A 20,641-nucleotide genomic window follows, 5' to 3' on the forward strand; every position below is an offset into this window, starting at 1 on the left:
CTTTTAAATTATGAAAATAGAATTAAATAAAGAGGCTAATAAATTACAAAACTATTTTTCCCCTAAAATAATTTCTGAAGTTAATGATGAATACGTTAAAATAGCAAAAATTAAAGGTCAAGAAATTCCTTGGCACAATCATGATAAAGAAGATGAGTTATTTTATATTATTGAAGGTTCTCTTTTAATGGAAATAGAAAATAAACCTAATTTTATAATGAATACTGGCGATTTATTTGTTGTACCAAAAGGTATAAACCATAGAGTTTCTTCATCTGAAGATTGTTTAATCATGCTTATTGAAACTAAATCTGCAAAACATACTGGCGATGTAGAATCTACAATTACAAAATCTATTGATGACCAAAAATATTAGTATTTATTATAGTAAGCATTAAAACTTCAATCGATACATCTAAATCTTTATTAGATAAAATTCAATCACTATGATTAAAACAATCTAGTGAATAGGTAATAAATTGTTAATACTAATTAGAAAAAATGAGTGAAATTCAAAATAAAATGTTTCAAGAAATTAGAAGCAAAGAAATATTTAACCAAGTACAACAATATTCGTATGAATATTTAAATTCTATTTTTAATAGGAACGTTTATCCTTCAGAAGAAGCACTAGATAATTTGTCTGTTTTTAATGAAGAACTTCCTGAAAATTCAACAAAAGCTACAAAAGTTATTGAGCAATTAAATACATATGGTAACCCAGCTACTACTGCAACATTAGGCGGTAGGTATTTTGGTTTTGTAGCTGGGAGTGCTGTTCCGGTAGGATTAGCTGCAAAAAGTCTAGGCACATACTGGGATCAAGCACCAGCAATGAATGTTCTTTCTCCCATTGGTAGTAAATTAGAATCTGTTGTAGAAAAATGGCTTGTAAATTTATTTAATTTACCAAAAAAAACCTCAGCAGGATTTGTTAGTGGAACATCAACAGCAAACTTATGTGGTTTAGCTGCTGCTAGATATCGAATTTTGGAAAGAAACAATTGGAACATCAATGAAAAAGGGCTTAGAAATTCACCCAAAATAAGAATTGTTACAAGTAAACAAGCACATTCTACAGTTTTAAAAGCTGTAGGTATTTTAGGCTTAGGCAAAGAAAATATAGAATGGGTAGATGTAGATAAACAAGGGAGAATTATACCCGAAGAAATTCCTGAATTGGATGCAAACACTATTTTGGTATTACAGGCTGGTAATGTAAACAGTGGAGCTTTCGATAATTTTGAAATTATTTGTGAAAAAGCTAAAAAAGCCAATACTTGGGTACATATTGATGGAGCCTTCGGATTATGGGCCGAAGCAGTAAATGAATTAAAATATTTAACTAAAGGGCTTGAAAATGCTTCCTCTTGGGCTGTAGATGGTCATAAAACATTAAATACTCCGTATGATTGTGGAATTATACTATGTGCAGATCAAGAAGCTATGACTTCTGCACTTCATATGTCTGGTAGTTATATTGTAGAAAGCTCGGAAAGGGATGGGATGTTTTATACTCCTGAAATGTCTCGTAGAGCTAGAATAATAGAGTTATGGTCAATAATGAAATATCTAGGAAAAAAAGGAATCGATGAAATGATTTTAACAATGAACCAAAGAGCTAAACAGTTTGCCAATGAAATAGAAAAAATAACTGGCTTTTATGTTGAAAATGAAATTGTTTTTAATCAAGTAATTGTAAGATGTGATTCAGATAAAATTACAGAGAATGTTTTACTTAATATTCAACAGTTAAGAGAATGTTGGTTAGGAGGTTCAATATGGTTTGAAAAAAAAGTAATGAGAGTTAGTATTTGCTCTTGGGCAACAACAGAAAGTGATATTACAAAAGCTGTCAAATCATTTGAAAAAGCACTAGAAAAATCAAAAAAATAAATACTTTTTTATTTAATTTGAATAGAACACCTTTTTAAGTTATTAATTAACTATACCTCATAATTATTAAAAATTTGATTTTAAAAAACATAATAAACAATTGTAACTGGGAAGATATTCAACTTGAGTTAATAAAATATTATCCTGAGTTAAAAAATACTATTTCTACTTTTAAAAAAGTATTTATAGAATTAAATAATCTTCCTATTGTAGAAAATGAATTTATTCTTTTTATACAGAAAGTAGAAATTGAAGGCGAAGATTTTTATATTCGAGTTTCTGGAATTGGTGAAATTAATGAGTTAGGTAATTCATATAATATTTCAGCTATAAATTGGAAAAAATGGCTTGCCATGAAAATTCACCCAATTAGTTTAAAAAATTTCACAAATGCTGAAATAATTGCACACTCATTGTACGAAATGACATTTTTAGGTTTTAGTGAAAATGAAATTGATTCTAATCTAGAGAAAATTGAAAATTAATTACCAAACAAAATGATTATATTTGGTTTAATGACAATTAAAAAAGTAACGATTCAAGATATTGAAAGCTTAAAAGAAATAAGTAAATTGACTTTTATTGAAACTTATTCTTCTAAAAACAGCTATGAAAATATGGCTAAATATTTGGAAAATGAATTTTCTACTGAAAAAATTACAAATGATTTAACCAATCCAAAAATTGAATTTTACTTTGCTATACTTAACAAAATAATTGTAGGATATTTAAAGGTAAATTTCAAAGAAGCTCAAACTGAAATAAAAGATGAAAACGCACTAGAAATTGAACGTATTTATGTGTTAAAAGAATTTCATCGTAAAAAAATTGGACAAGCCCTTTATGAGAAAACAATTGAAATAGCCACAAGAAATCATATAAAATATATTTGGTTAGGAGTTTGGGAACAAAACTATAAGGCCATTCGCTTTTATGAAAAAAATAATTTTATTGCTTTTGATAAGCATGTTTTTATGCTTGGTAATGACAAACAAACTGACATTATGATGAAATTAGATATAAAAAAAGCATAATTAAAAAAACTACTGAAGAATGAAAATGAAATTCACACTACTACTCTACTTTTCATTATACGCCTCTGTATCATTCGCATGCCTATCTACAACTCAATTTAAAATATTTCCTATTGGTATAAGTAATTCAAAAATAATAACTTTTGATGTTTATATTTATAGAGGAGGATACATAGACAAGAAGAATACTGATGATTTTGTATTTCCTAAAACCTCGTGGTCTTTAAAGTCTTTTATCGGAATTTATGATTTAAATGGAAAATTAATATCTAAAGAAGCTCTAGATGTATCAGAAATAAGAAAAGACGAATACCTTAAAGGACTTAAAATTTCTTACAAAAAGGGAATTCAAACTATAAAAAGCAAATTTAAAAATTTAACTTTTTTTGAACCTGAATATATTTCATTTTGTAATTTTCAAAAAAAATGTGAAATTTTAGAAATTATTCATACTAAAAAAACTCAAAAGAATTTTTTAATCTATCAAAATAAAAAACAACTAATAAACTTAAATAGATTCAAAGAATTTAAAAGAAGTATGCAATATTCTGATGACTTAACTTCTTATTATATAAGTTCAACTAGAACATATAAAACTGATAAATTTGAAATTGTAATTGGGCATTTACAAAATGGACAGGGATTATCTACACACCAAACTTCAATTAATAAAAACAATAGCGAAAATAACAAGCTAGAAAACAAACCAGATTTTGAGTTCAATAAATTAGAAAATGCTGTTTATAAAGAACCTTTATTACATCATGCATATGGGTTTGATTTTCTTATTGTTTCCAAAAAACAAAAAAGGTAGTTTTGTTTCAAAACTACCTTTTTTCTAACTAATTTATTATCTATTCCAGTAAACAGAAGTCTGTCCGTATTGGAAATGAATAGGTTGATGTGATGGATCTTGTTGAAACATATATAACTCATGTGGAGGCTTTTCAAATAACATAATAATATCTGACCCTCCAAACCTAAACTTTCCAAACTCTTGGCCTTTAACTACTTTTTTGCCTTGAAGCTCAGTATACATATCAACACCTGATACTTGGCACATTCCTATTGGTAAAATAGCTACTTTTCCTACTTCTGGTCCTGCATCCATAATTACCAATCCTCTTGCTTGTGTAAACTCATATCCATTTTCTCCACCATCTGGAGCATCAAACTGTCCATTTGAAGCAGTTTCTACATTTAAATATACTTTACCTTCTACTGGTAAAATTTCTAAAATTTCACCACTTACTGGTGTATGAAAGCGATGATAATCAAACGGACTTAAAAAATAATGTATAAATGTACCTCCATAAAAATTCTCACCATATTTACTAAACTGCAATAGCTCATCTACAGTTCCAATAGTATGAGTTCCTTTCAATGTAATTTCATCAACATTTCCTTCTTTATCAATTGGATAAAAAGCTTTAAAAGTACAATCTGCTGGAGACACAATAGTTGTATTATCTTCAGGACTTGCTATAGGACGTAATGGAGATATTCCTGTTTTTGGATCTGCTTGATTAAACTCTCTATAAAAAAATTGATTGAAAGTTTTCCAACTTTTTTCGTTATCTGAATATAAAGGAAAATTATAAACGCTTTCTCCTAAACTATTTTTATCATCTTTAAACGATTTTAAAGTTTCATCATTTAATGATGCTTCAGTATCTAAGAAAGTACCCCAAGCATTTGCAAAACTCACCAACCAATTGGCAAATTCAGGATAGCTTTGCATTGTTTTTCCTTCTGAGTCTTCTTGATCTATTAACCAATATGATTGGCAAAGTAAATCATACACTTTTTGATTGTATCCATTTTTTGTTCCATCACTTGTCCAAGCATTTGGATATTCAGGATCTCTACTTTCATTAGGAATCATTTTCACATAAAGATCTAAATAATCATAATAAGCATCAACAGTTACTGGCCAACCTTTACCTTTAAACTCTTTATCAATTGCTTTGTAAAGATCATTGTTTAAAGGAGGTATATTTTTATCAGGACTACCATATTTAGATAATTCAACTGCCTTTTTTAATGATTCTCCCAAACTTTTTGACATTGCTGAATCGCCATCTAAAATACTTTTCAGTTGCTCAACAACTGCTTCATGAGTTTTAATAGTTTTCACTGCCTCCATAATTAATAAAGTTTTAAATAATTCCTACTCTTTTAAAATAGGTTTTTCGGATACCACCTATAAAAACAATCATAGCCAATCAATCAAAATCTAGTATTATTTACTTTAAATATTAAATGATTAAACAACATCTGACACAATAAGCTCGACTAATAATTATAGAGTCAGACAATTCAAATTTGTAGAATTAATAAGTTTATTTAAAAAAAAATGTCATGAATATATAGTTTTCACTCATAAAAGCAACAATTATAGTAATAGGAGAAATAAAATAATCAGTAATACAACTATACCTAAAACTTAGGCAGTTATTAATACTCTTTTAAAACAGGTAATTGAATATTAATAACTGTGAGATAAGTTCTAATATTTATTCTCTGTTTGTTTTCTTAAAAACTGTAGATTTCTTTTTAAAAGTCATGAATATAAATAGAATACCATTACATTTATTAAGTAATTAAATAAAGCAACAATGTTTTCTGAAATATCTAAATTTTTCAAAACTGAATACCCCTTAAATGAACATGGGTTAGAAGAACTTTTTTCTCTATTTAAAATAGACCATTATAAAAAAGGAAACTTGATATTAAAAGAAAATGAGAAAGAAAAACAACTACGCTTTCTTAACAAAGGTTTAGTTAGAGAGTTTTATTCAAACCATGAGAAAGAAATCAACATAAATTTTTATACAAAACCCCTATTCATTACTGATTTATTAACTTTTAATCAAAACTCTACTACTCTTAAAAATCAAGAGTGTCTCTCTTCTGTAGAAATTTTAAGTATTGAAAGAAAATCATTTTTTAATCTTTTAAAAAAATATGAATGTGGAAAATCATTTGTTGAAGCGTCATTTCAAAAACTATTAAAGCAAAAAGAATTACTTGAATTTAACCGTATTACCAAAACACCAGAAGAATTATATAATGAACTAATTATATATAAATCCGATTGGCTTCAATCTATACCTCAATACCATATTGCTTCATACCTAAACATAACTCCTGAAACATTGAGTCGTATTAGAAAAAGAATTTCTTGATTTGAATCAATGGTCATTATTTATTTAGAATAGACATTTGTATAAATATTATACGTATGTTAAAAATTCATCATATTAGAAACGCTACAATGGTTTTAGAAACCGAAAAAGACGTTATTTTAATAGACCCAATGCTAGGTGACCAGGGAATCATGCCTAGTTTTACACTTTTTAGGTATAAGGCTAGAAAAAATCCTACCATTTCTTTACCAAACAATACCAATTCAATATTAAATAAAGTAACTCATTGTTTGATTACACACCAACATCCTGATCATATTGACAATAAAGGAATACAGTTTTTAATTCAGAAAAACATTCCTGTTACTTGTAGTGTAAAAGATAAAAAAGCTTTTCTAAAAAAAGGGTTAAACGTAGTTAAAACATTAAAATACTGGGAGCAACAAAGTTTTTTAGGAGGTACAATTGAGGGAATTCCTGCTAAACATGGATATGGTTTTGTATCTAAATTAATGGGTAAAGTAATTGGGTTCTATATAAAATTACCTAATCAAAAATCAATTTACTTAAGTTCTGATACAATTTATACAGCTTCAGTTGATAAAGTTTTAATAAACTATAAACCAGCAATAAGCGTTTTAGCTTGTGGTACAGCTCAATTTGACTTGTTTAATAAACTTATTATGAATGTAGATGACATTTTAAAATTTGTAAAAAATACAAATGGTAAAGTTATTGCAAATCACATGGAGTCAATAAATCACTGTCCATTAACTAGAAAAAAATTAAAAAATATTTTAATAAAAAATAAATTAATAAATAAAGTCTGGATTCCTGAAGATGGAGAGTTTTTAGAAATAACCTAATACCTAAATCTAATAGCTTTACTACAAAAAACTCCACCAAAAGGTGGAGTTTCACTTCAAAATAACATAAAATTTATTACTTATAATAAATAATACATTCTCTTTAATTCCATTTAACTTTATAACTACACCTACGCTACAGCTATTTTCTTGCCACTTCCTATTTCCTTTTTAACTTCTTTAGTTTCAAATTGATTCGAAGTGTTTTTTGCTCCACCAGCTTTAAGCGCTTTATCTCCTGCAAAAAATGTTTTATGATCATCTCCTAAATTAGAACCTGCCATTCGTTGGTGTTTTACACAAGCAACTCCTTTTCTTATTTCTTGCCTTTGTACCCCTTTTACGTAAGCTAACATACCATCTTCTCCAAAATATCCTTTTGTTAAATCATTCATATGTAAAGCTGTTGTATGATACGTAGGTAACGTAATTAAATGATGGAATATCCCAGCTTCTCTTGCCCCGTCAATTTGAAAAGTTTTTATTTTTTCATCAGCACGATGACATAATTCTGAACCATCATATTGCTCATCCATTAAATTATTCCTGTCATATGGCGTCATATTCTCACCTTCAGCAAGCATCTCTTCATATACTTGATTTCTAAAATTAAGTGTCCAATTAAATGAAGGAGAATTATTATACACCAATTTAGCATTTGGTACAACTTCTCTAACCCTATTTACCATATGAGCTATTTGTCCAACATGAGGTGTAGGCGTTTCAATCCATAATAAATCAGCTCCATTTTGTAAACTTGTGATACAATCCAATACTACTCTATCTATATTTGAACCTTCTTTAAACTTATACAAACCGTTTGCTAATCTAACTGGACGTACCAACTTCCCTCCTCTTTTTATCAAAACTTCATTCTCTCTAATTTCATCAATTGTAACTTCTTTACATTCAATAAAATTTAAATATTTAGAAGCTAAATCACCTGGTTCATTACTTACAGGTAATTTTTGAGTTAACCCCGCTCCTTCAGAATCTGTTCTAGCAACTATAATTCCATCATTAACTCCTAATTCTAAAAATGCATATCGAATAGCATTCAATTTTGCTATAAAATCTTCATGAGGAACTGTTACTTTACCATCTTGATGTCCACATTGTTTTGCATCAGAAACTTGGTTTTCAATTTGAATAGCACAAGCACCAGCTTGAATCATTTTTTTTGCCAATAAGTATGTTGCTTCTTCATTTCCAAAACCAGCATCAATGTCTGCTATAATAGGAACAACATGTGTTTCATAATTGTCTATTTCATATTGCACATTTTCGCCCAATTCTAACCTTCTAAATAAATCGTTTAATTCAATGGCATCAGCTTGGCGTAAAAAATCATAAATTTCTTCAATTAATGCAGGTACAGCCGTTTTTTCATGCATCGACTGATCAGGAAGTGGGCCAAACTCTGATCTTAAAGCTGCAACCATCCAACCTGAAAGGTATAAATACCTTTTATTGGTAGTTTTATAATGTTTTTTTACAGAAATCATTTTTTGTTGAGCAACAAACCCATGCCAACAACCAAGTGATTGTGTATATTCAGATGAATTTGCATCATATGCTGCCATATCTTCCCTCATTATACTTGCTGTATATTTAGCAATATCTAATCCTGTTTTAAAACGATTTTGAGAAACCATCCTTGCTGCATTCTGTGGATTAATAGCATTCCATGAACTCCCATATTTTTCCTTAAGACTTCTTACAGTTTCTAATGCAGAACTATAACTTTCGTGTGCTATTTTTTTCATAATTTTGTAATTGATAAAGGTTATTAATTGTATTGATAACTTGCCCTGTTAATGTTGCCGCATTGCAGGGCTATTTTTATAAATATTTATACGCTGGTAAGGTTAAAAACTCTTCAAATTCATTAGATAATACTAATGAATCAAATAATTCAATAGCTCTTTTATAATTTCCTTCAGAAAAAACCACATCTCCAACTAAATTTTTTATTTTCTTTATTTCTGATTTTTTATACTCATTATACATTGGCTCAGTAAATGTTCTTCCATCCTCTAACATTACTTCACTTTTTAACCATTGCCAAATTTGAGTTCTTGAAATTTCAGCAGTAGCTGCATCTTCCATTAAGTTATATAGTGCTGCTGCTCCATTACCAGATAACCAACTTTCTATATATAAAATACCTACATTTATATTTTTTCTTATACCATCTTCTGAAATAGTTCCTTCAGGTAACTCTACCAATGCTTTCTCAGTAATATTTAATTCACTTAATTGTTTATCTATTTGGTTCTTATTAGGCATATACTCATTAAACATATCCATTGCTGTAGAAACTAAGCCAGGGTGTGCCACCCAAGTTCCATCGTGCCCATTAATAACTTCTTGTTCTTTGTCTTTTTTAACTTTCAAAAAAGCAACTTTGTTAGCCTCTTCATTATTTTTTACAGGAATTTGAGCTGCCATCCCTCCCATTGCATGAACTCCACGCTTATGGCAAGTTTGAATTACTTTTAAAGAATATGCATTCATAAAAGGAGTACTCATAGTTACTTGATCTCTATTAGGAACCATAAATCCTTTATGGTTTCTAAACTTCTTTATATATGAAAAAATATAATCCCAACGACCACAATTTAATCCTGCCATATGATCTCTCAATTCATATATAATTTCATCTAACTGAAAACTTGCAGTTATAGTTTCAATTAAAACAGTTGCTTTTATTGTTTTTTGTGGTACTTCCATATAATCTTGAGCAAATACAAAAACATCATTCCACCAACGAGCTTCAAAATAATGTTCAAGCTTTGGTAAGTAAAAATAGGTTGCAGAATTAATAGCTAATAAACTTTTAATATTATGAAAGAAGAAAAGTCCAAAATCAACTAATGCACCTGACATTTTTTCTCCTTCTACTTCAATATGTTTGTCCTCTAAATGCAAACCTCTTGGACGAACAAGTAACGTAGCTACTTCTTTATTTAAACTATAAGTTTTATCTTTTTTCTCATTATAAAAAGAAATTGTTTTGTTTACTGCATCACGAAGATTTACTTGTCCGTTTAACAAATTAGTAATTGTTGGAGAATTACTATCTTCAAAGTCTGCCATAAATGTTTTTGCTCCAGAATTTAGTGCATTGATCACCATTTTTCTATCAACTGGCCCAGTAATTTCTACTCGTCTATCTAACAAATCCTCTGGTAATTCAGCACAAGTCCAATTAGTTTCTCTTATGTTTTTAGTTTCTTTTGGAAATTCAGGAAAATTTCCAGCATCAAAATATGCTTGATAAATTTTTCTATCCTCTAAAAGTGAAATCCTATTGGCATTGAATTTCTTATGTAACTCAATTAAAAAATGTAAGGCCTCGTCTGTTAAAATATCTTGATAGATATCTGTTTTAAAACCTTTTAAATTAATTTCTTTAACTAATGCTGCTGCTTTCATAATTATCATTTTTAAGAATTACACCGCAATGATAAAAAATATTTCCGAACTCCACAAGCGAACGTTCGCTATTTTTATTAAATTTTTAAAAATAATTTATTCGCTTATTATTTATATATTTGTTTTTATGCATATTGAAGACGAATACATTAGATTAATTTTTGGTTTAAAATTAAAGCAAATACGAACTGAGAAAAAGCTTTCATTATTTGGATTAGCAAAACTTACAGGGCTCTCAAAATCGTATTTAAATGAAATTGAAAAAGGAAAAAAATACCCCAAAACAGATAAAATTGTTTTGCTTTCAGAAAATTTAGATGTGCCTTATGATCATTTAGTTTCTTTAAAATTAGATAAAAACTTAGCTCCTATTGGTGAAATACTACAATCACAAATACTAAAAGAAATCCCTTTTGAGTTATTTGGTATTCAAGAGAAAAATTTAATTGATATTGTTGCTAATGCTCCAGCCAAAGTAAATGCGTTCATTAGTACTATTATTAAAATATCTCAAAACTACAACTTAACTAGAGAGAGTTTCTTCTTAGCATCACTTCGTTCTTACCAAGAAGCTCATAATAATTATTTTGAAGAAATTGAAGATCATGTTGAAGCTTTTGCTAAAGCTTATCATATAGATTTATCATCTAAAATTGAATCTTCTGACCTAGAAGAAATTTTAATTGAAGAATTCAACTACACGATTGACAATGAAGAACTTTCTAAATACTCAAACTTAAACGAGCTTCGTAACTTATATATTCCAGCAAAAAAAACACTTTTAATAAGTAAAGAAATATCAGAAGCTCAAAAAGCTTTTATTTACGCGAAAGAAATTGCTTACAATTTTTTAAAAATTGAAAATAGATTATTTACTTTCCCATGGATAAAATTTGAAAGCTTTGATCAAGTTTTAAATAATTTTATAGCTTCATACTTTGCTGGCGCTTTGATCATTTCAAAACAAAACTTAGTTCATGAATTAAAAACCTTTTTTGAATCTAAAACTTGGAGTAATGAAAATTTTAATATAATGATGAGAAAGTATAATTGTTCAGCTGAATCTTTTTATCAGCGTTTAACAAATATCCTTCCTAAATATTTCAATATTAAAAATTTATTTTTTCTACGTTTCACCCATAAAGTAGACTCGCCTAAATACAAACTAACTAAAGAGTTACACATTACACAACAGCAAACACCACATGCTAATAGAAATAATGAACACTATTGCAGACGCTGGATTTCAATTAATTCTATTCAAAATTTAGAAAACTCGAATGCATCAACATCTTTTGGTATTCAAACATCTTCTTATGAAAATTCAACTAATGAATACTTAGTATTATCATCAGCCACATCAGATCCTTTTAAGAAGGATGTAAGTAGAAGTATTTCTATTGGTTTACTTATATCACCACATTTAAAGAAAAGATTAAAATTTGCAAATGACACTTCTATACCTACAAGAAAAGTTGGTATTACTTGTGAAACATGCTCTATAAAAGACTGCAAAGAAAGAATGATAGAACCGTGGCGTTTACAAAGAGAACTTGATTTTGAAGATTTTGACAAAACAGTTTCTACCATTTTAAACACTTACTCTTAATATAAAATCAACATTATATTCAGTCTTTTTCAATTGAACATTATCTACTAATTTAGTACTTTAGCAATCGCTTACAAACAACGATAACAACATATGGACCTTACCTTTAATAAAAACGAAGATCATAATAAACTTTTAGCATCAGAATTACGTCAAAAACTTACCAAAGTAAAACTAGGTGGTGGCCAAAAACGTATTGATAAGTTACACGAAAAAGGAAAAATGACTGCTCGTGAGCGTATCGATTATTTATTAGATGACAATCAAAAATCTATAGAAATTGGTGCTTTTGCTGGTGAAGAAATGTACCAAGAACATGGTGGATGTCCTTCCGGAGGGGTTGTTGTAAAAATGGGATATATACAAGGTAAACAATGTATCGTTGTAGCAAATGATGCAACTGTAAAAGCTGGAGCCTGGTTCCCAATTACTGGAAAGAAAAATTTAAGAGCTCAAGAAATAGCTATAGAAAACAGATTACCTATTATTTATTTGGTTGATTCTGCTGGAGTATATTTACCTATGCAGGATGAAATATTTCCTGACAAAGAACATTTTGGAAGGATTTTCAGAAATAACGCAGTCATGAGTAGTATGGGAATTACTCAAATTGCTGCCGTAATGGGGAGTTGTGTTGCAGGTGGTGCTTATCTGCCAATTATGAGTGATGAAGCTTTAATTGTTGATAAAACTGGGAGTATATTTTTAGCAGGAAGCTATTTAGTAAAAGCTGCCATTGGTGAAACTATCGACAACGAAACCTTGGGTGGAGCTACAACACATTGCGAAGTTTCAGGTGTTACTGATTATAAAGCTAAAGATGACAAAGACGCTTTAAATAAGATAAAAAATATTGTAGATAAAATTGGTGATTATGATAAAGCTGGTTTTAGTAGAAAAGAAGCTTTTCCTCCTAAAGAAAATGAAGATGATATTTTTGGAATTTTACCAAAAGCACGTCATGAACAATATGATATGCTTGAAATTATTAAACGCTTAGTTGATAATTCTGAATTTGATCAATATAAAGAAGGTTATGGAAAAACCATCATTACTGGTTATGCTCGAATTGATGGATGGGCTGTTGGTATAGTTGCTAATCAACGTAAATTAGTTAAAAATGCTAAAAGAGAAATGCAATTTGGAGGTGTAATTTACAATGACTCTGCTGATAAAGCAACTCGTTTTATAGCTAACTGTAACCAAAAGAAAATTCCTTTAGTATTTTTACAAGATGTTACTGGTTTTATGGTTGGAAGCAAATCAGAACATGGAGGTATTATTAAAGATGGTGCAAAAATGGTAAATGCCGTAAGTAATTCAGTAGTTCCTAAATTCACTATTGTTATTGGTAACTCCTATGGTGCTGGTAATTATGCTATGTGTGGTAAAGCGTATGACCCTCGACTAATTGCTGCATGGCCAAGTGCTGAATTAGCTGTTATGAGTGGAGCTTCAGCTGCTAAAGTTTTATTACAAATAGAAACTGCTTCTTTAAAGAAAAAAGGAGAAGAAATTACTCCTGAAAAAGAAAAAGAGTTATTTGATAAAATTAAGTCTCGTTACGATAAGCAAATTTCACCTTATTATGCTGCTGCAAGAATTTGGACAGACGCAGTAATCAACCCTTTAGACACTAGAACTTGGATTTCAATGGGGATAGAAGCTGCTGACCATGCTCCTATCGAAAAGCCATTTAACTTAGGTGTAATTCAAGTTTAATACTATGCTTAATTTTGATTAAAAAAATATTAATTTTTGCTGTATTATTTTTTAGTACGCTAGTTCAGAGTCAACATACTGATTCAATTAAAACAGCCACCTATTTTATATCTAAAGGAAATAAAAATCTAAAAAAACAAAACTTTGAGCAATCAATAAAAAATTATCTTGAAGCTTTAAAAATTTTAGAAAACGAAAAAGATTCTATACAGCTAATTAAGGTTTACACAAATATAGGCGTGCTAAATGCACGCCTTAAAAATTTTGATAAAGCAATAATTTATTTACAAAAATCTTTATCACATATAAAAAAAGAAGATAATCTTAAACTTCAAGTATTATTTAATATCGCTGGTCTTTATACTGAAAATAGAGATATTACTTCTTCTTTAAAAATTAATCAAGAAGCAGAAACTTTAGCTAAAAAACTAAATAACGAAGCTGTTTTAAGTAATATTTACAACAACTTTAGTCTTTTATACAATCGTTTAAAAGAATATCCAAAATCAATAGAATACGGAGAAAAAAGCCTTCTTTTAAAAGAAAAACTAAAACTTTCTCCAGAAATAACCATCAATAATATTGGATATAGTTACCTACTTAATAAACAATATAAAAATGCAATTTTATATTTTAATAAAATTAAAAGCACAAAAAACAAAAGTCTACAACGGTTAGTTTTAAACAATTTAAAAGATGCTCATAAAAATTTAAGAGAAGACAATACTGCTCTTAATTATGCCAACCATCTTTTAAAACTAAAAGACTCACTATACAAGGCAGAACAAAAAGTTAAAGTAGCCTCATTGGTTGAAAAATTCGAATCAGAAAAAAAACAACAACAAATAGATGTTTTACATATTAAAAATCAATTGCAGCAAATAAAAATTAACAATCAAAAAAACATCTTTATTGTTTTATTTATTATTGTTTTATTAGTTTCTATTTTAATTTATTTATGGTTTAAAAACCAAAAAACTAAACAATCACTAAGGCAAGCTTCTTTAAAACATAAATTACTACAGACTCAATTAAATCCTCATTTTTTATTTCATTCATTAAATAGCATTCAATCATTTATTTATCAAAATAAAAAAGAAGAATCACTAAATTACTTGTCTAGTTATAGTAAACTAATGCGTTCTATATTTGATAGTGCTTCTACTGATTTTATTTCCATAAAAGAAGAGGCTAATACTATGAATAGTTATTTAGAACTTCAAAAAGTAAACTTTAACGAAGACACTGTTTTTTTAATTAATGTGGATTCTAATATTGAACATTTTTTAATTCCTCCTATGTTCATTCAGCCTTATGTTGAAAATGCAATTCAACATGGTATTAAAAACATTAAAAATGGAAAAGTAGAAATTACATATAGTAATTACAACAATTTAATTAAAGTTATTATTTTTGATAATGGAAAAGGAATCAATACCAGTAATAATAATAATCAACTGCTAGAACACTCTACAAGTTCAAGCGTACTAAAAAGTAGAATTAAAAACCTGGAAAAAACCCACTCTTACTCCATTAAAACGAGCATTAAATCGAATGATAATGGTACTATTATAACTTTACTTTTCCCAAAAAAAACTTCTATTTATGATTAGTTGTGCGTTAATTGAAGATGATAAAAATACAATTACAATGCTTAAGAGCATTATAGAAGAAAACTTTGATGCTATCAATGTAATTGGTTCTGCTTCGTCAATTAATGGTGCCTATGAATTAATTACAAATACAAACCCTACATTTATTTTTTTAGATGTTAATTTAGAAGATGGTGATGGATTTGAAATTCTAAATAAATTTAATTCTCCTAAATTTACTGTTATATTTATTACTTCTTACAGTAAATACGCAGTAGAAGCTTTCAAATTTAGTGCTATTGACTTTGTTCTTAAACCCTTCTCCCCATCAGACATTATTAAAGCCGTAAATAAAGTTATTCAAGAAGAACATAAGAATTATCTTGAAAAAATCACTACACTATACCATAACCACACATCTGGTCAAAAGAAAATAATTCTTTCAAATTCTGACAGTATTCATGTAGTTTCTTTAGAAGATATTTTATACGCAAAATCTGATAATAGCTATACTACTTTTTTCACTATAGATAAAAGAGAAATTTTAGTTTCCAAATCATTAAAGTCATTTGATGACCAACTTTCATCATATTTTTTCTTTAGAATTCATCAAAAGTACCTCATTAACTTACAACATATTAAAAAATTTAATAAGCGTAATGATGAAATTGTATTAATTAATGACACCTCCTTACCTGTATCTCAAGGAAAAAAAGCGGACTTATTGCACCTTTTAAAATCTTCAAGTTAACTATACCATATATTACAATTCAAAACAAACAACCTTAAATTCAAATAAAAAAAAAACAAATTCAAGTTTCCTTATTTCGTATAATGAAACGAATATTTTTTTACACTACCTTTAATCTAAAAATCATTTAATTTTTAGTAAACTTTATAATGAAACAGATTAGAAAATCAATTGTATTAATTATACTTTTATTCACTTTTACACCTAATATTCAAGCCCAATTTTGGAAAAAATTAAAAAAGAAAGCTGAAAACACAATTGTTAAGAAAGCCGAAAAAGAAATTGATAAAAAAATAAATAAAAAGAAAGAAAATAACGATAAAAAAATTGTAGAAGGAAATAATAAAAAAACACCTAAAAACGATTCTATAAAAATTTGGCGTAATTTTAAATTTATACCAGGTGAAAAAGTTATATTTTTTGATAATTTAAAATATGAAGAAGTTGGAGAATTTCCTTCTAAATGGGATCTTTTTGAAGGAGGCTCAGAAATTGCTTTATTCAACAATCAAAAAGTAATAATTCCTACGACTAAATACACCAATGCAATTTCTCCTTTATTTAAAAAAGACAATTATTTAGGTAATGAATTCACTATAGAATTTGATATTTATATAGATGATATTAATAATATTAATGACTGGCTTGATTTTAAAATATTTTTCACTGGCACAATTAAAAAATACAAAAGCTTAGGTTATGGTGGTGACATTACAATAACTCATAGAAAAAATAAGGTTGAGGGTAACATATATACTAAAGATCAAAGATTTTATCTTGAAAACATAAATTTTGGTTCAAAGAAAAGTTGGCACCATATTTCTATATCTTATTATAAAAAGAAACTAAAAATATACCATAATGAAAAAAGAATTGGTAACATTCCTAATTTCCCTACTGATATAAAAGGTTTTACCATAATTTTAGAGACTCCTAAGTCATTTGACAATAGGAAACTAGTTACTGGTATTAAAAATATACGTATTGCTCATGGAGGTGGGCAAATGTATAAACGTATAATGAGTGAAGGTAAATATGTTACAAATGGAATTCTTTTTAATTCAGGAAAAGCAAAAATAAAACTGCAATCTATGGGAATTATAAATAAAATAACTACAGTTTTAAAAGAAAATCCAGATTGGAAAATGAAAATAATCGGATACACAGATAGCGATGGGAGTGCAAATGACAACCTTAAACTTTCAAAAAAACGTGCTGATGCTGTTAAACAAGCGATAATACTTCAAGGAATTTCTGAAACACGATTAACTACTATTGGAAAAGGAGAAAACGAACCATTGAATACCAATAGTACTCCTGAAGAAAAAGCAAATAACCGCAGAGTTGCTTTTATTAAAATTTAGCTCACTTAAATTATCGAAATACTATTTAAAGCATAGAAGTATTGATTACAAATATGTTAAAATTAAAGAAAATCACTTTCAATGTATTTTTAGAAAGTGATTTTCTTTTTAAACCTTTATGATTTTTCTAAATTTGTTGTGTTCTATAAAACATTAACAAAGAAAACTTATGAAAAAAAAGATACTATTTTCTGCATTACTTATTTTACTTAGTATCATTATTTATCAAATCTATGTTTTCACCACTGTTGATGAAGACAATATTAATCCTATTTATTTAATTCCTGATGATGCTGTTTTTCTTATAGACACTGAGCGCCCTATAGACACTTGGGATGAGATTAGTAATAGTAATATTTGGAAACACCTACAAAAAAATTCTTATTTTAATACTGTTACTGAAAGCCTTAATAACCTTGACAAAACGTTTAAGGAACAGCAAAAAATAATACAATTTTTAGGCGAAAGAGACATCTTTATTTCAATACACGTTTATAAACCAAAAACATACGGATTATTTTATGTTGTTGATTTACAAAAAATTTCTAAACTAAGTTTTTTAAAAAGCTCTATTGCTAAACTTGCTGGTGAAGGATATAAAGCAACAAAGAGGCAATACCACAATCATGAAATAACAGAATTATACGATAAAAAAAAGAGAGAAACTTTATATATTTCTTTTATTAAAAATCAATTAATAGCCTCTTATACGCACGTATTAGTTGAAAATTCAATTGATCAATATTTAGAACCAGTTATTGGTAGAGATGTTGACTTTGTTGAAATTAACAAAGAAACTCCTGAAGATGGTTTATTTAAACTATTTATTCATTACAAATATCTTAATAAATACTTGTCTTGCTTTTCTAACAAAGTAAATTCTGATATTTTAAAAACTATTGGAAATACATGGCTATATTCTGGTTTTGATGTTGGATTAAAAGAAAGCACAATAATTCAAGCAGAAGGATTCACCAACTTTGACCTAAGTTCGGAAAGTTACTTGCGAGCTTTACAAAAGTCAGGAAAAGGAAAACGGTCTATAGCTAAAATAGCTCCTAAAAATACAGCACTCTATTTAAGTTTTGCTTTTGACAGCTTTGATGAATTCCATGAAAATTTCGAAGCCATAAAAGAAGAAAATCAAAATAATTTTAAAGCGTATACAGAACAGGTTACTGATATTGAAAACAGATTAGATATCAACTTAAAAGAACATGTTTTTAGCTGGATTGGAAACGAAATAGCTTTATTACATATTAATGATGCCATTTCTAAAAAACAAAAAGATGTAGCTGTTGTATTAAAAACAAATAGCATTAATAAAGCTAAAGAAAATTTAGACTTTATTTTAACAAAAATAAAAGAAAAAACACCTTTAAAATTCAAGCAAATAAATTACAAAAACCAAACTATAAACTTTTTAGACTTAAAAGGTTTCTTTAAAATGTTAGCGGGTGATTTATTTTCTAAAATGGAGAAACCATATTTTACAATTATAGATGACTATGTTATTTTTAGTAACAGTCCTAATACTCTAAAAGAGATAATTAATACACAATTAATTGGCTACACTTTAGCTTCTAGCAAAAAGTTTTTAGATTTCAATGATCAATTTGATGAGAAATCAAGTTTGTTTGCATACATAAATACTCCATACATTTATGATGATTTACTAAGTTTTACTGATAGAAAAACTCAAAGACAAATACATAAAAACAAAGATTATTTAATTTCTTTTTCTCAAATTGGACTTCAGTTAATTTCCAGAGGTAGTCATTTTGAAAATTATTTAGCAATTGCATACGAAAACCCTGTTGAAATTGGTAAGCAATTAAGAAACAATAAAAATTTAAAAAGAGATTTATTAAAAAAGCTTGTTAATGAAAATGATACAGCATCAGTAGCAATGACAAAAGAAACTTTTTTTAAAATACCCGAAATATTTCCAAATGATTTAAGTGCTTCAGAATTTATAAAGAAACACGATACTGGCACTATAAAATTTGAAGTTGAATTAAAAAACGGTTTAAAACATGGTGATTATAGTGAATACTATAAAAACGGGAATTTAAAAATAACAGGAAAGTACAAAAAAGGAGTTCAAATAGGTACTTGGAAAGCCTACAGGGAAAAAGATGAAGAACTCTTATTCAAAAAACGATTTTAAATTGTAAATATATTCTGCAATAATTACATTTGCAGGCATTAAAACTTAATTATTTAGAAATGGGAAGAGCATTTGAATTTAGGAAAGCTAGAAAAATGAAGCGTTGGTCAGCTATGGCGAAAACCTTTACTCGTATTGGTAAAGACATTGTAATGGCAGTAAAAGAAGGTGGCCCAAACCCTGAAACTAACTCACGTTTACGTGCTGTTATTCAAAATGCTAAGGCTGCAAATATGCCAAAAGATAATGTTGAACGTGCCATTAAAAAAGCCTCAGATAAAGATACTGCTAACTATAAAGAAACACTTTTTGAAGGATATGCCCCTCATGGAGTAGCCGTTGTAGTAGAAACTGCTACTGATAATAATAACAGAACTGTTGCTAATGTTCGTGCTGCTTTTAACAAATGTAACGGTAATATGGGGACATCTGGTTCAGTTATCTTTATGTTTGACCATACTTGTAACTTTAGAATTAATGAAGAAAGCTTACAAATAGACCTGGAAGAATTTGAATTAGAAATGATTGAGTTTGATGTAGAAGAAGTTTTTAAAGACGAAGATGGTATTATGATTTATGCTCCTTTTGAGCAATTTGGTGGTATACAAAAATATTTAGAAGAAAACAATTTAGAGATTTTATCTTCTGGTTTTGAACGAATTCCAACCACAACTACCAAACTTACAACCGAACAACAAGAAGAAGTTGAAAAGCTTTTAGAGAGATTAGAAGAAGAAGACGATGTTCAAAACGTTTACCATTCTATGGAAATGTAATCTCAACAAACATAGCATTCACAGCACTAACCCTCTATTTTACTAGAGGGTTTTATTTTATCTGTTTTTCTATTAGCAAATAAAAAAATTTTATAAATTTGAAAATAAAAAATTGCGAGAATAAAAACTACAGATATACATAAAGTAATATCAATACTTCTTTATATATTTACCTAAAGTTCCTTTTATCCGGAATTATAATCTGATAAACGAGAACTTTGTTCTCTATATAACGAGTTAGCAACAATTTGAGGAATGAACCATAAAAGAAAAG

The 20,641-nt window shown here is 28.1% G+C and carries 17 protein-coding genes; 14 read left to right on the forward strand and 3 right to left on the reverse strand.

Translation table 11 applies throughout. From position 1 onward, the window contains the following. The first annotated feature begins 10 nt into the window (after positions 1 to 10). From DS884_RS04455 to DS884_RS04475, 5 genes are all read left to right on the forward strand, one after another. Positions 11 to 376, forward strand: coding sequence for a cupin domain-containing protein (locus tag DS884_RS04455; protein WP_113785929.1), 366 nt, complete (start codon positions 11 to 13; stop codon positions 374 to 376). A 125-nt stretch (positions 377 to 501) separates the two neighbouring features. After that, a complete protein-coding gene (locus DS884_RS04460) occupies positions 502 to 1,896 on the forward strand; it encodes a pyridoxal phosphate-dependent decarboxylase family protein (RefSeq protein ID WP_113785930.1) in 1,395 nt (464 codons plus the stop codon). A 74-nt stretch (positions 1,897 to 1,970) separates the two neighbouring features. After that, a complete protein-coding gene (locus DS884_RS04465) occupies positions 1,971 to 2,381 on the forward strand; it encodes a DUF6557 family protein (RefSeq protein ID WP_113785931.1) in 411 nt (136 codons plus the stop codon). A gap of 12 nt (positions 2,382 to 2,393) precedes the next feature. Beyond that, the gene (locus DS884_RS04470) at positions 2,394 to 2,930 is read left to right on the forward strand and encodes a GNAT family N-acetyltransferase (RefSeq protein WP_233487109.1); all 537 of its coding nucleotides are present in this window, start codon (positions 2,394 to 2,396) and stop codon (positions 2,928 to 2,930) included. Between the two features lie 19 nt (positions 2,931 to 2,949). Continuing rightward, a complete protein-coding gene (locus tag DS884_RS04475) occupies positions 2,950 to 3,744 on the forward strand; it encodes a hypothetical protein (RefSeq protein ID WP_093871478.1) in 795 nt (264 codons plus the stop codon). Positions 3,745 to 3,780: 36 nt separating this feature from the next. On the opposite strand, the gene DS884_RS04480 is transcribed toward DS884_RS04475, so the two are convergent. Further along, positions 3,781 to 5,076 (reverse strand): phosphatidylserine decarboxylase, encoded by a 1,296-nt coding sequence (locus tag DS884_RS04480; RefSeq protein WP_093871479.1) that lies wholly within the window; start codon positions 5,074 to 5,076, stop codon positions 3,781 to 3,783. 472 nt (positions 5,077 to 5,548) lie between these two features. Here DS884_RS04480 and DS884_RS04485 point away from each other — a divergent pair, with 472 nt between their 5' ends. Together DS884_RS04485 and DS884_RS04490 are read left to right on the forward strand one after the other, a co-directional pair. Continuing rightward, on the forward strand, positions 5,549 to 6,118 hold the full coding sequence (locus tag DS884_RS04485; RefSeq protein ID WP_113785932.1) for a Crp/Fnr family transcriptional regulator: 570 nt from the start codon (positions 5,549 to 5,551) through the stop codon (positions 6,116 to 6,118). Between the two features lie 56 nt (positions 6,119 to 6,174). Then, entirely contained in the window at positions 6,175 to 6,945 is a 771-nt protein-coding gene (locus DS884_RS04490) for an MBL fold metallo-hydrolase (protein WP_113785933.1), read from the forward strand. Between the two features lie 131 nt (positions 6,946 to 7,076). Here DS884_RS04490 and DS884_RS04495 read toward each other — a convergent pair whose 3' ends face one another. Next, the gene (locus DS884_RS04495; protein WP_113785934.1) at positions 7,077 to 8,711 is read right to left on the reverse strand and encodes an isocitrate lyase; all 1,635 of its coding nucleotides are present in this window, start codon (positions 8,709 to 8,711) and stop codon (positions 7,077 to 7,079) included. Between the two features lie 76 nt (positions 8,712 to 8,787). Further along, positions 8,788 to 10,383: a malate synthase A gene (gene aceB, locus DS884_RS04500; protein ID WP_113785935.1), complete on the reverse strand. Its 1,596-nt coding sequence runs from the start codon at positions 10,381 to 10,383 to the stop codon at positions 8,788 to 8,790. Positions 10,384 to 10,510: 127 nt separating this feature from the next. Between aceB and DS884_RS04505 the strand changes: the two genes are divergently transcribed. From DS884_RS04505 to DS884_RS04535, 7 genes are all read left to right on the forward strand, one after another. After that, positions 10,511 to 11,992, forward strand: coding sequence for a helix-turn-helix domain-containing protein (locus DS884_RS04505; RefSeq protein WP_113785936.1), 1,482 nt, complete (start codon positions 10,511 to 10,513; stop codon positions 11,990 to 11,992). A 93-nt stretch (positions 11,993 to 12,085) separates the two neighbouring features. Further along, entirely contained in the window at positions 12,086 to 13,714 is a 1,629-nt protein-coding gene (locus DS884_RS04510; RefSeq protein ID WP_093871485.1) for an acyl-CoA carboxylase subunit beta, read from the forward strand. Positions 13,715 to 13,728: 14 nt separating this feature from the next. Then, positions 13,729 to 15,327 (forward strand): histidine kinase, encoded by a 1,599-nt coding sequence (locus DS884_RS04515; protein WP_113785937.1) that lies wholly within the window; start codon positions 13,729 to 13,731, stop codon positions 15,325 to 15,327. Continuing rightward, a complete protein-coding gene (locus tag DS884_RS04520) occupies positions 15,320 to 16,057 on the forward strand; it encodes a LytR/AlgR family response regulator transcription factor (protein WP_093871487.1) in 738 nt (245 codons plus the stop codon). The genes DS884_RS04515 and DS884_RS04520 overlap by 8 nt, the downstream gene beginning before the upstream one ends. Before the next feature lie 149 nt (positions 16,058 to 16,206). Continuing rightward, entirely contained in the window at positions 16,207 to 17,421 is a 1,215-nt protein-coding gene (locus DS884_RS04525; RefSeq protein WP_113785938.1) for an OmpA family protein, read from the forward strand. A 169-nt stretch (positions 17,422 to 17,590) separates the two neighbouring features. Further along, entirely contained in the window at positions 17,591 to 19,591 is a 2,001-nt protein-coding gene (locus DS884_RS04530) for a DUF3352 domain-containing protein (RefSeq protein WP_113785939.1), read from the forward strand. 59 nt (positions 19,592 to 19,650) lie between these two features. Then, positions 19,651 to 20,367 carry a YebC/PmpR family DNA-binding transcriptional regulator gene (locus DS884_RS04535; RefSeq protein WP_093871490.1) on the forward strand — a complete coding sequence of 239 codons (717 nt, stop codon included), beginning with the start codon at positions 19,651 to 19,653 and terminating at the stop codon, positions 20,365 to 20,367. The last annotated feature ends 274 nt before the right edge of the window (positions 20,368 to 20,641 follow it).

This window comes from Tenacibaculum sp. E3R01 (assembly GCF_003318185.1).
GTDB classification, from domain to species: Bacteria; Bacteroidota; Bacteroidia; order Flavobacteriales; family Flavobacteriaceae; genus Polaribacter; species Polaribacter halocynthiae.

Coding starts and splice junctions, on each gene's coding strand:
- DS884_RS04455 (WP_113785929.1), top strand. CDS start 11: ATGAAAATAGAATTAAATAAAGAGGCTAATAAATTACAAAACTATTTT.
- DS884_RS04460 (WP_113785930.1), top strand. CDS start 502: ATGAGTGAAATTCAAAATAAAATGTTTCAAGAAATTAGAAGCAAAGAA.
- DS884_RS04470 (WP_233487109.1), top strand. CDS start 2,394: ATGATTATATTTGGTTTAATGACAATTAAAAAAGTAACGATTCAAGAT.
- DS884_RS04475 (WP_093871478.1), top strand. CDS start 2,950: ATGAAAATGAAATTCACACTACTACTCTACTTTTCATTATACGCCTCT.
- DS884_RS04480 (WP_093871479.1), bottom strand. CDS start 5,076: ATGGAGGCAGTGAAAACTATTAAAACTCATGAAGCAGTTGTTGAGCAA.
- DS884_RS04485 (WP_113785932.1), top strand. CDS start 5,549: ATGTTTTCTGAAATATCTAAATTTTTCAAAACTGAATACCCCTTAAAT.
- DS884_RS04490 (WP_113785933.1), top strand. CDS start 6,175: ATGTTAAAAATTCATCATATTAGAAACGCTACAATGGTTTTAGAAACC.
- DS884_RS04495 (WP_113785934.1), bottom strand. CDS start 8,711: ATGAAAAAAATAGCACACGAAAGTTATAGTTCTGCATTAGAAACTGTA.
- aceB (WP_113785935.1), bottom strand. CDS start 10,383: ATGAAAGCAGCAGCATTAGTTAAAGAAATTAATTTAAAAGGTTTTAAA.
- DS884_RS04505 (WP_113785936.1), top strand. CDS start 10,511: ATGCATATTGAAGACGAATACATTAGATTAATTTTTGGTTTAAAATTA.
- DS884_RS04510 (WP_093871485.1), top strand. CDS start 12,086: ATGGACCTTACCTTTAATAAAAACGAAGATCATAATAAACTTTTAGCA.
- DS884_RS04520 (WP_093871487.1), top strand. CDS start 15,320: ATGATTAGTTGTGCGTTAATTGAAGATGATAAAAATACAATTACAATG.
- DS884_RS04525 (WP_113785938.1), top strand. CDS start 16,207: ATGAAACAGATTAGAAAATCAATTGTATTAATTATACTTTTATTCACT.
- DS884_RS04530 (WP_113785939.1), top strand. CDS start 17,591: ATGAAAAAAAAGATACTATTTTCTGCATTACTTATTTTACTTAGTATC.
- DS884_RS04535 (WP_093871490.1), top strand. CDS start 19,651: ATGGGAAGAGCATTTGAATTTAGGAAAGCTAGAAAAATGAAGCGTTGG.